We start from the raw sequence: 12,010 nt of genomic DNA on the forward strand, positions 1-12,010 counted from the left end.
ATATAACGCAATGCATTTAGCCGGTTCTTTCCTATAAAACGGTAAACTTTCCACTGCATTTTAGCTGACTTGTATTTATTGCGCGACTTTCCGTCACTGCTCCACATAATCCCGTGCATTATAAACCGGCATAATAACAGATATCTGTACTTCGCTTGTCTGTTCCATCTCTATGATTCCTTTTTGATCGCTGTCGTCTGCTTTTCATCTACACCTTCTGTGTTTTCTTTCTGAAACATAATCTTAAATGTCATAAGCATTAATTTCACATCTAACCACGCTGAATATGTCTGTATATAAGTCAGATCCAGTTTTAATTTATCATATGGTGTTGTATTATATTTTCCATATACCTGTGCATACCCTGTCAATCCGGCTTTTACTTTCAGGCGGAACCTAAATTCCGGAACAATTTCTTCATATTTTTCAGCAATTTCCTGTCTTTCCGGTCTAGGACCAACAAAAGACATTTCTCCCTTTAAAATATTAAAAATCTGAGGAAGCTCGTCTAAATGCGTTCTTCGAATTATTTTTCCAACCGGTGTGATCCTGTCATCATCTTTTTTGGCAAGCTGTGCTCCCTGTTTTTCCGAATCTACTTTCATGCTGCGAAACTTGATAATCTGAAACGTCTCGCGGTCTCTCGTCAGACGCTCCTGCTTATAGAATACCGGTCCCCCATCATACAGTTTGATTGCAACTGCAATGACCAGTAAAAACGGCGATGAAATAACAATCGCGAGCAGTGCAAACACGATATCCATAGTCCTCTTTACAAATCTCTGCTCTATCGTAAGTCCCTGATTTCTTGACAACATAAGAGGTGTATCAAACAAATGGATTCGTTCCGTTCCATTTAAAATAATATCCGATATCTTCGGTGTAATATAGGTTCTTTTATTCTGATCATAACAGAACTTTAAAATTTTATTACGGATACTTGCCGGAAGATCACATAAAACTACCGCTTCATACTCTAATATTTTAGAATACAATGCCTCATATCCCATATAGGCGCTGGCAGTTGCACAAACATTGTACTTATCTTTTCTGGAATTAATCTTGGAAATCAGTTCTTCCGGAGAATGTTCCCCGTATATTACGATCATACGTCTTGGCGGATATAATCTGACATAAAAATATCTTACAACAAAAACGGTAGGCAGTGTCACTGCAATCTCAGCTGTCGTCAATAACAGAAGCGGTGATGCTGACATATAATCATTTGCAATCATACAAATCTGAAAATACTCGATAATATTTGCAAACAAAATTCCAAGGATCTGCGACAAACAAATATCTGTAATTCTAAGGTATCCGATCCGGTATCCGCCAAATGTACGGATAAAAAAGAACAATACCAATGCATACATTCCGATTACTGCCCAGTTTCCTCTATTCCAGAACTTATCCTCCAATTCCGGCACATACATTTTATACCATATAAATGCAAACATTGCTGTCTCAGCCACAAGCATTACAAAATTAGCAAATAAATTCAGCAAATGTTTATATCTTTCCCTTTTCCTCATGAAGTACCTCACATTCATACCTTTGCATAATCTATATTATTTTATCATAAAACCTAACCTTTGAATATATCTTACCAGAATTTTCATAAAATCTTAAAAATACCCTGGCAGAATGTATGATGATCATCCCACCGGGGTATCTCTTTTTACTTTTATTTTGCTTTGGTCTTTACGGAAACAACGGAAGAATAACTTCCATATACTTTCTTTCTATCCACTTTACGATATGCACGGATCTTATAATAGTAAGTCGTTGATTTTTTCAGTTTTCCATCTTTATAAGATGTCGTACCGCCTTTGGATATAGTTTTTACTTTCTGGTATTTTCCATCTTTTCTGTTGCTGCGGTAAATCTCATAGCCATTTGCGCCTTTTACCTTTGACCAGGTCAGCTTTACGTTCTTTGCATTGGATGCTTTCGCTTTTAGTGTTGTCTTTGCCGGTACAGCTTTTGCAGATTTTACATTGGAAAATCCACTGGTCTGATTTCCATTCTGCGTCTTAACAACTACTTTGATCTTGTAATAGTATGTTTTTCCGGTTTTTACACTGCTATCCGTCCAGGAACTGGTTCCCACACTGTCGATGGTTTTTATATTCTGGTAATCTCCATCTTTTTTCGTGCTGCGGTAAATCTGATAGGAAGCTGCAGCCGGCACAACTTTCCATGAAACTTTCAGTTTATTGTATGCTGTCGATTTTACGGAAGTTACGCTTGTCTTTTTATTTCCAATCTTATTTACACAGAGGGTATATTCTTTATCTACAGCATTTTTTGCAAATGCCTGCACTTTCAGATAATAGGTTCCTCTGCTTAATTTGACTGCAGATGATTCTGTATAAGTACTTCCTGCATAAGAATAGATATGGTCATAATCCTGATAACCTCTCTTAGCATTTGCATTATAAAGTGTTACATACCAGCTTCTTCCCGCATCATTGATCTTTTCATGTGCCAGACTGAAATTGATATACTGTGCTTTTGTAAGTGTAAAACGATAATAGTCTTCGTCTGATGAATAGCCTGTGATCACACCCTTTACCGCTTTGCCTACCTGTATATTATCTGCGGATGCCCAGTCACCGTTATTCTCTGTCTCCCAGCCGGAAGCTGCTTTCTGTGTCAGGCAGATCGTGTAGTCTCCGGTATAAAGGGTCGAAGCCTGACTGACGCATACGTAATATTCCCCCGCATCCAGTCCTAATTTACAGGATGTATAAGAAGTCTCTGTCCCGGTATTCGTAAATTTATAAATTTCACTGTTATCCTTATTGTAAAGAACAACATTATAACAGCTTGCTGTACTCTGACTGTTTTTATGTCCAAACTTAATCTGCAGATAGCCTGCTTTTGACATTTTGATCTTATAGTAATCTTTGTCCGAGGAACTGCTTGTGCTTCCGTAATAAGTTTTTCCGTTCTTTACGGTATTTGCAGTGGCAGCAGAATCATTCGACTCCACTTCCCGGTCACTTGCTGTCTTTGCTTTGATACATACATCATAGTTTACAGGATAACTCGTTCCGCTCAATAATGTTCCCGTCGTATTTCCGGTTCCTGCGATCTTAATGTAATACTCACCTTTCGGCAGTCCAAGGTTCGGCGTGGAAATGCTTGTGTCCCCGCCACGGATCTTCGTAGTGTAGACTTCTGTATACTGGTCTTTATCCACTTTGCGGATCACGCTGAGCACAAACATGTTTGTTGTTTCCTGTCCGCTCACAACCGGATGCGTCAGTTTCACATTGATATAACCATTTGCAGAAAGTGATGTTTTAAAATAATCCACATCACTGTAGGTACGGATATCTCCGCTGTATGTTGTGCCGGAAACAGCCGTATTTGCTGTATCGTAAGTATCATTGCTCTCGTGCTCCCAGGTACTGCACGCCTTAAAGGTAGTTTTGATCACATAGTTTCCGCCGTAATATGCATTCTGACCTGCCACCTTAATATAATATTTACCTGCTGACAGTCCCAGTTTAATGGAATCCGTGGCTTCATCTTCCGCTTTACTGGTCATTTCGTAGATCGAATTGCCGGAAGTATCACAGACTGTAACTGCATAAATAGCCTTATTCTGCCATCCTGTAACTTTCGAATGCTGCAGATTGATCACGATATATCCGTCTTTTGTTGTCTGAAAACCATAATAATCAGAATCACTGACACCATACAGACTTCCGTAAACTGCCTTGCCTGATGTCATTGTGTCTGCTGTATTTATATCATCATTGCTCTCGCTCTCCCAGTTGTCTGCATTCGTCCAGGATACCTTCAGCTTGTACGTCTCTCCATTTGCTCCCTGAACTGTCAGTGAACCTGACGCATCCATATATTGGATTCCTGATACTTTCAGATAATAGGTTCCGGCGTCAAGTCCAAAATTAACCGACTCGGATTTCTCCTCATCTTTCTTACTTGTCATTGTATACAACGTATTTCCGGCAGCATCGCAGACTGCTACACTGTAAATATCTGTTGAAAGCCTGCCGCTCACTTTATCGTGCTGTAACTGAAATGAAAGATATCCTTTCGTGGTGGATGTGATCTTATAATAATCGGTATCCGATGCAGAGGAAATGCTTCCTGTTATCGTCTGACCTAATCTGTCATAATTATCTGCTGTGGCAATCGTATTATTTTGTTCTGTCTCACAATAGGTATCTTCATACTGTACGCTGAAGCTGTAAGCTGCAGACCCGACTGTAAGTACTCCGGTTCCGGTAATCTGTACATAATAGGTACCGGCATCAAGTCCTATTTTCGCCGTCTGGTTCTGTGTATCCTGCATTCCGCTTGTTACAGTGACTAACCCACCAACCTGATCGGCAATAAAATCAATCCTCCAGGCCGTACTGTTGCTTGCGCTCGATAAATTCGCATGTGCAAATTTCAGTTGTACCATACCGGCTTTGCTCATCGTAAATTTATACCAATGTGTAACAGATGTTCTGGATGTCGTTGCATTATAAGTTGTATTCAGTCCAATCGATGTTGCTGCCGCATAGGTACTTCCCGGAGTCACATTTCCATCTTTCTTTAGAATATCCTCACTTTCTTCTTTCTCCGTGTCTGCCGCTTCGTTATCCCCGATAAGTGCCTCTGTACTTTCTGTATCGTCAGTCATCTCTGAATCTTCTGTTGCCTGCGTACTCTCTGTATTTTCAGTCGTCTCAGGAATTTCTGTACTCTCCGTATCCGCCGGCATCTCAGAATTTTCTTCTGTTCCGGTATTTTCCGTTGTCTCAGAAATCTGATCTTCGCCACTATCTCCTGCTTCGTTCCCCTCTGCGTTTTCAGAGTCTCCCATCGCCTCCGTGCTCTCTGTCACCTCAGGATTCTGTGTTAGTTCTGTAATCTCTGTTTCATTTTGTTCACCGGCTGCATATACCACCTGCTCTGCCGGAACTGCTGTCACGCAAAGGCTCAATACCATAAGCCAAGCAGCGATCCTTTTTCCTGCCTGATGTCTTTTTTTCATATTATTCTCCATTCCTGCGCTGCTTTCAAGCGCATCTCAAGTTTGTGCGTACTATATTGGTTATACCAGTCGCATTTTTAATCTTTCAAATACACGACATAACTGTCTGTCTTTCCAAAACATGTATACCCTGCTTCCTCCATTTTAGGTTTATCATCATCTGAAATCCGTAGTACAATACAGTTGCTGCCATAGCGCTCAGCAACATCAATCTGATGATCTACCGCCTGTGGAACCGCCACAATGGTTGCACAGGCCTCATAAAATTCTTTTTCTTCTTCGTCTTCAGAGACATCTTTTCCATCTATCATCTGTCTGATCAGATCTTCCCCATACAAAAGCTGCACCGACTCATTTAATTCACGGATCTGTGCACATACTTCCCTTGGCGCAATCATATTCGTAATTGCAGGATTTTCACTACGCAGCAGGGTATCAAGTTCCACAATATCTTCTGAAACCTTATATGTATTCTGTAACAGTTGTATTTTTACCTCGCCAAAACGAAAATACATGCTGACAACTATAAGGCACACACACCCAGCTATACATAATACCTTTGTGAAAAAGTTTTTAACTGCTGAAATCAGCTCTGTTACGAGAACTGCTATTACAACAGCCGGCATGAGCAGCATAAATATTTTCGCATAATCTTCCTGCATCCAGAAACTGCTTATATTATTGTAACCAAACGGATTTCCAAGAAGCAGAAAAAACAAAATTTCATATTTTACCAGCCGTCCGATACGCCAGTCAAGTCGTTCTTTCTCTGCTACAAGAAAAAGAACTGCAAAACCTGTCAGTGCCAGACTTATTCCATCTGTACCAAAATTTCGAAACTGCTCTCTGAGTGCTTCAAATGCTGCTTCCATTTTTCCACCTCATAATACCTGTCATAACTATAACTGCCACCCATGCAAATGTTATCATAAAAAATCCTTTTTCATACATCAGTTGTCCTGCCAGCGCCGATGCCACATAACAGATCAGTACCGGCACAGATGCATAATTTTTCAGACTGCGCAGCTCTTTTTCCTTTCCGAAAATCTGTAATATCGACCACGGCAGCAGAGCCAGGAAAAACAACGGTTCTCCATTCCATTCATTTTGAAAAACACTGAAATAAAATGCCTTGTCTGCTGCCAGCGGAATTGCATACAATACCCATATCATCGCAAGAAACAGATATCTTTTCCCCGCTTTTTCCCCAGGGAATAAAAATCTTGCCCAGAGAACATAGACAGCATAATATATCGGAAACATAAAAAACGGTAGGATCATCCGGATGAATTTAGCCGGATTCAGGTTACATATTTTCAAACAGACTGCATAATATGCATCTAACGGAGATCCTGCCATCTGTGCTAACAATTCTTTTTCTACCGGCAACATCGGTGCTTTTCCTGTCATCGGATTGATCTGATACAGCGTATCAAAAGTATACATAGTCAGCACGGATTCTACCGTATTATCTTTCTGGCTGACCGTCACTGCTCCCACACTAAATACAGTAAGTATGATCACAACCAGTATACCTGGTATCAGTTTTTTCACTTCCCTGATGATATCTGACAAGCGTATTTCTTTTCTTTTCCAAAAAATAAATGCCAGCGCCAAAATGATCACAAGTATCATAACTTTGCACCATATTTCTGTCAGTACGGACAAAGATAACTTTTGCATAATCACAATCCGTGCGATCAGATAAAACAGTCCAAATAATATTATGATTCCCTTCAGATAACACTGCAGAAAATCTATATTTTGGGCACCACTTTGTTTTTCCACCACAAATCCCACCGCTGTGGGGAAAATATACCAGATGCCTGTAAGTACAAGCAATTTAAAAACAATAAGCAATTTTCTGAGCCTCCTAATCGTTATTACAGCGATATAATTCGTACCCGTCTACCTTATCAACATAGACCAGATCAAGCAGATCCATATAATAATCCGAATAATACTCTGTATTCCGGACAAAATATTGTACTTTATTCTTTTTTAACAGCTTATTTGCTGTCTCAGGATCGATTTCCACTCCTCTGGTAAACATGGATAATGCCCTTTTATTGTTTTTATACTGTTCTTCCGGATCTATACCGGAAGCTGACTGAAACTGGTACAGATCCATTACTTTATTTGACACTGCAAGCACAACTGACGGATCATACTGACGCAGCCAGTAATACAGATCCGCATCACAAAGCACAACCGGATTTTTGGTATCTTTATTTCTCCCGATCATGTCTGACACCTCAATGACTGACTGATCTATCTTATAAACATTATCATCAAGTTCGATTGCCGTTGCCCTGCCGCTGCACAGATACAAAAAACACAGCAGAAACAGAAACAGAATATTTCTCTCAGCACCTTTCTTCTGCCTTACGATCAGCTTTGCTCCCATAAATGCACACAGAAACATTACCGGAAGAATCCAGTAAAATCTGCTGTAGCGGTCTCTCCATCCCAGTTTTTTCAACACCCATTCCATAATAAACGGATTAAAAATGGTAACCAGTGAAATAAAAAACGGCCATACAAATATCTGTTTTAATACCTCGTCCTTTTTTTTGATAATATAAAATAAACATCCCAGATATGGCACAATATAGAGAACATTCCACCAGAACCCCAGAAAAGTTGTATGAAAATAACTTAGATTAAACCATTCTTCGAGCATTTCATCCCTCTTTCATTACAAAATCCGAATCATTGCCATTACTATCCCCGGTATCATGCACACAAATGCCCGGAACAGATACCGCCATTTTTTCTGTACAAATATGATGGACAGTAATCCCGCTCCTACCATTACCGTGATAATAAAAATACCGCTGATAGACATTGATACACCTGCAAATGCGATCAGACAGAGTATCAGCCAGTTTCTTTTGCTTTCTATTTTTTTTGCTAAAAGTACCATCGCCAAAAGTACCATTGGGAGATACAGATTAGCCAGCATTGACTTTGATTCTGCCGTTCTCTGCCACAGATAAAATGCTGATGTTTCCTCAAACTCATAGCATAAAATACTCATAAATCCATAAATTCCAACTGTCCAGTCTGCAATGTCTCTTCTGCCGTCAGAAAGACGTCTTGCGATTTCATACACGATCAGACTGGCGGTCAGAATCTCTACACATGCCAGTACCCGGCTGCTCGCCACAAGCGGATGCATTCCAAATATCCTTGCTAAAAATGCGATCAGCATCGGATAACAATCATGCACATAGTTTTCCTGCCCGATATATTCGCCTGTTCTTGCATTATACTGGTAAATAGTATCTGTATACAAAGCATTTGCTGCATGTCCGTTATAATAAGATGTATCATAACCATTGATCCGGCTTCCATTGTTCATTCCATAAAAGATCTGCAGCAAAATCAGTACAAACAGGATTATCGTCACCTGATCCGGTTTCTTAAAAATTATTTTTTTATTTTTTCTGTTCTGCCTCAAAAGGTATGTAATACATCCTGTCAGTATTATGACAAAAACTGCCGTTTCTGCATATACCAGTACATGAAATGCCATACCCGATAGCTCAATTGGAATCTCTATTAATGCAAAAACCGTAAGAAATATTACAAATCCGGACAGATATTCAAATGCTGTCGTTTCTTCCGTTCCAAATATACAGCAAAAACTGCTGCCCAATATAAAAAACACAGCGCTAAGCACAAATAAAGCAATTATAATGCCTGTAATTGAATTCATATCTGCACCTCTCCATTACTCTGGCTATAAGTATATCATGCCATTCTGTCACAAACAAGACTCACCCCTGTCTGCGTTTTGCATAAACACGCACCTTTTTCCAAAGTTCTTCCACGATTTCATTGCGTAATATGATCAACACTACAAAGTATACCACTCCTGCAGCTGCAATGACAAAAAGAATCATCCATACACGGTTCGTAATCAGCTGTTCCAATCCGAAAGTCACTGCTAACATTGCTAAAAGTGCGACCGTCAGTGTAAGTATATAATGTCTGCTGAATTTTAATATATAATACTTTTTCGCATGCACCAGCAAAATTACCGTAACGACTGCTTCCGATAACACAGATGCAATAGCCGCCCCATCCTGTTTTAATACGGGGATCAATGCAAAATTCGCACATACATTTACCACAGCCCCTGTAACCGTAGCACGCAGGATCATTTTTTCCATTCCAGTCGCAGTTAAGATGATATGTCCCAGAAAATATGCGATTGAAAAAATCAATATCAGAACACTCAAAATTCTCAGTGTTGGGATTGCAGGATCAAATGCCCTGCCAAATAAAAGAGGCACTACATATTCAGCCGTTGCTAAAAGTCCTGCTGCACAGGGCAGTGCTAAAAGCAGCAAAATCTGTGTTCCTCTGTTGATCAGCGCATTCCCCGTCTTATAATCTTTCTGTTTATAACACATGCTGATCCTTGGATAAAAAACTGCTACAAGTGCAATCACTACCGTATACGTCATTCTGACAATCTTTACAGCATTCGAATAATATCCTACATTTGTTTCCCCATAATAGTATTCCAGCATCACCGAATCAAGCATTGTATAGATATCAGTTGCAATCGATGATGCAAGAAGTATCATGACCGGACGCATATGTTTTCCTATATGTAGTCCTGTATCTGCCGCTTTTCCCTGTCTGCTGTGGCAGATTTCCTCCAGAGAAATATATTTTCTTAAATTCCATGCATTCCAGAGGTTATTTCCAGCCGTTGCAATACATAAGATCAGCGCATAGATCAGATAATCGCTCTCGTCCTTTACAAAAAAAAGCATCAGTCCAAACGATGCAATCTTTACAATAAAACTGCGCACGGAAATATAGACATATTCTTCCATTCCCTGATAAAACCAGTCAATGTTAAAAATATTGAGGATAAGCATCAATCCCATAACATTGAATAACGGCTTGCGGTCAGCAAAATGCGGAAAATAATTGACAAATAAATAATATGCGATCGCGCAAAGAACAGTTGCAGCAAAATTGATAAGAAACAATTCCAAAAAAGTCCTGCTCCTCTGCTCCTTGTCGACATTGCTCTGCGCAATCGCCTTGACACCATAACTTGGCAGGCCTAAAGAAGCAATCAGCACAAAATATGCCGCGATCGTATTTGCATACGATACACGTCCCACGCCTGCCGGCAGCAGAACATGCGATACATACGAAGTCGTTATCAGTGGAAAAAGGGCCGTAAAGCCCTTATATGCCATGTTGAATATTGAATTTTTTGCAAGAGATTTTTTTCCCATTTTCAGTACCTGTTCAATCGTATCAATATCTCACGTTTCCAGTAAAACAATAACCTGTGCATAAGGTCAGTCCGGCTGCTTCCACACACAGTGCGAAGCCATTTCAAAGACATTGTTCCCTCTTTTTTATCAGCTTTGGCATAACACTTTGCCACCCGGTAAAATCCCTTATTATATTCCCTGCCAATCGTTCCTGTAGATGTGTGGATCAATGGGATATCACATACATAGACTTTGTTTCCTTTTGCACGGGTATACATACAGCGCTCCACGCCATATAAATGCCAGTTATCACAAATTATCTCATCAAACGGATGCTGCAAAAAGAACTCCGTATGACCGCCAAAAAAACACTCATCCACTGTCTCACAGCCAGTCATGCCGCTGTACTCCCTTTCTCCTGCCACTACCTGTTTCCTGCCATGACGGACTCTTGATAACACACAGGTATGTTCTCTTGCCTGTCTGTCATTATCCTCCACAGCACCTGCCACTCCAAGAATATCTTCCTTCTGCGTCATCAAAAGATAATTTACAAACTTCTCCAGCATATCTGCATCCGGCAGTTCTATATCCTGATGAGAATATATCACATATTCTGTTTTCACCTGTGCGGTTGCCGCATTCAATGCTTTTGCACAGGAGCTGTACTGCTTCCCGCAGTTATCGATTCCTATCAGCGTATAGTTGTAATGCTGTCTTGCCAGATCCTCCGTCAGCTTTCTGTACTGTTTTGGATCATTATAACAGCATACCACCGTCACATCTGCTCTGTCCATATTCCCTGTCACTCTTTCATCAACTTCAAAAATGTCCGATAGGATTTCGTGATATTCCCGAAATAAAAAATCTTCGCATCACAAAAATCTTTCATCACAAAATTAGTGGACACTGCCTCCTTGTGCATGCAGCCGACCTCCGGTGCATACAATAGCGTCATGCCTTTTTTCTTTGCAAGATAATAGAGGATCTCCTCCTCTGCATAGAGAAACGTCCCGTCATAAAATCCGTCCATCTTTCCAAAAAAATCTTTTGAAAATACCAGACAGCAGCCATGCAGAAGGACATCTCTCATCCGTTCATTCACACGGCTGTCCGCAGATACAGATTTTCCATCCTCCTCGCGCGTGGTAAGATTCTTGCTTCCATCTTTGACATCACGTCCCTCTTCATCGGAAACAACTCCATAATGACCAGCAATGGCTTTCTTTAAATGCAATAATTTGATCATCTGGAACATTTTACATTTTGCCCAGGAAACCGCAATCTGCTTTCGCATATAGTTTAATGTATACTGCCTGTTTCTCGCCACCGGATTAAAATGTCTGCTGCGGCTTGCATCCACGATATCACCGCCTAAAATGTCAAAACGTTCTTCCGCATAAATCTCACGTAATTTCTCACAATAATCTTTCTGCTCAAAGATGATATCACTGTTTGCTGCCACGATAAAATCCGGCTCAAAATGAGATTTTGCGTACTGGATGCCCAGATTATTGCCACGCGCAAACCCAAGATTTTTTTCACTTGCGATCACGTGTACTCTTTTTTCCCCGGCAAATTCTTCCCGAAGTGACTCCTCACTGCCATTGCCGGAACCGTTATCCACCAGAACAATGCGGATATCCTGTCCCTGCTGTGTAGAGAGAACTGACTCCGCACATGCGGCAGCCTCTCGCCAGGTTTTATAATTTAAAATCACAAAACAGATTGTTCCCATATAAAT

The 12,010-nt window shown here is 40.4% G+C and carries 9 protein-coding genes; all 9 read right to left on the reverse strand.

The window, feature by feature from the left end:
• Positions 1 to 170: 170 nt before the first annotated feature.
• Positions 171 to 1,532 carry a sugar transferase gene (locus DW650_RS06100; protein ID WP_015559560.1) on the reverse strand — a complete coding sequence of 454 codons (1,362 nt, stop codon included), beginning with the start codon at positions 1,530 to 1,532 and terminating at the stop codon, positions 171 to 173.
• 152 nt (positions 1,533 to 1,684) lie between these two features.
• Entirely contained in the window at positions 1,685 to 5,017 is a 3,333-nt protein-coding gene (locus DW650_RS06105; RefSeq protein ID WP_118209342.1) for a hypothetical protein, read from the reverse strand.
• Between the two features lie 77 nt (positions 5,018 to 5,094).
• The gene (locus DW650_RS06110; protein ID WP_118209343.1) at positions 5,095 to 5,889 is read right to left on the reverse strand and encodes a hypothetical protein; all 795 of its coding nucleotides are present in this window, start codon (positions 5,887 to 5,889) and stop codon (positions 5,095 to 5,097) included.
• The gene (locus tag DW650_RS06115; RefSeq protein ID WP_118209344.1) at positions 5,873 to 6,877 is read right to left on the reverse strand and encodes a DUF6077 domain-containing protein; all 1,005 of its coding nucleotides are present in this window, start codon (positions 6,875 to 6,877) and stop codon (positions 5,873 to 5,875) included. The genes DW650_RS06110 and DW650_RS06115 overlap by 17 nt, the downstream gene beginning before the upstream one ends.
• 13 nt (positions 6,878 to 6,890) lie before the next feature.
• Entirely contained in the window at positions 6,891 to 7,700 is an 810-nt protein-coding gene (locus DW650_RS06120) for a hypothetical protein (protein WP_118209345.1), read from the reverse strand.
• 15 nt (positions 7,701 to 7,715) lie between these two features.
• Complete coding sequence (locus DW650_RS06125; protein ID WP_118209346.1) at positions 7,716 to 8,738, reverse strand: DUF6077 domain-containing protein; 1,023 nt, start codon at positions 8,736 to 8,738, stop codon at positions 7,716 to 7,718.
• A 61-nt stretch (positions 8,739 to 8,799) separates the two neighbouring features.
• Entirely contained in the window at positions 8,800 to 10,284 is a 1,485-nt protein-coding gene (locus DW650_RS06130) for a flippase (RefSeq protein ID WP_118209347.1), read from the reverse strand.
• Between the two features lie 2 nt (positions 10,285 to 10,286).
• Positions 10,287 to 11,063, reverse strand: a complete 777-nt coding sequence (locus tag DW650_RS06135; RefSeq protein ID WP_118209348.1) for a glycosyltransferase — start codon at positions 11,061 to 11,063, stop codon at positions 10,287 to 10,289.
• 8 nt (positions 11,064 to 11,071) lie between these two features.
• Complete coding sequence (locus tag DW650_RS06140; RefSeq protein WP_243102868.1) at positions 11,072 to 12,004, reverse strand: glycosyltransferase family 2 protein; 933 nt, start codon at positions 12,002 to 12,004, stop codon at positions 11,072 to 11,074.
• Positions 12,005 to 12,010 lie beyond the last annotated feature (6 nt).

The sequence above is a fragment of the Roseburia sp. AM23-20 genome, assembly GCF_003470905.1.
Lineage (GTDB): Bacteria > Bacillota > Clostridia > Lachnospirales > Lachnospiraceae > Roseburia > Roseburia rectibacter.

Bases quoted from the DNA above. Each gene is read 5' to 3' on its own strand.
- DW650_RS06120 (WP_118209345.1), bottom strand. From the start codon at position 7,700: ATGCTCGAAGAATGGTTTAATCTAAGTTATTTTCATACAACTTTTCTG.
- DW650_RS06130 (WP_118209347.1), bottom strand. From the start codon at position 10,284: ATGGGAAAAAAATCTCTTGCAAAAAATTCAATATTCAACATGGCATAT.
- DW650_RS06135 (WP_118209348.1), bottom strand. From the start codon at position 11,063: ATGGACAGAGCAGATGTGACGGTGGTATGCTGTTATAATGATCCAAAA.
- DW650_RS06105 (WP_118209342.1), bottom strand. From the start codon at position 5,017: ATGAAAAAAAGACATCAGGCAGGAAAAAGGATCGCTGCTTGGCTTATG.
- DW650_RS06100 (WP_015559560.1), bottom strand. From the start codon at position 1,532: ATGAGGAAAAGGGAAAGATATAAACATTTGCTGAATTTATTTGCTAAT.
- DW650_RS06140 (WP_243102868.1), bottom strand. From the start codon at position 12,004: ATGGGAACAATCTGTTTTGTGATTTTAAATTATAAAACCTGGCGAGAG.
- DW650_RS06125 (WP_118209346.1), bottom strand. From the start codon at position 8,738: ATGAATTCAATTACAGGCATTATAATTGCTTTATTTGTGCTTAGCGCT.
- DW650_RS06110 (WP_118209343.1), bottom strand. From the start codon at position 5,889: ATGGAAGCAGCATTTGAAGCACTCAGAGAGCAGTTTCGAAATTTTGGT.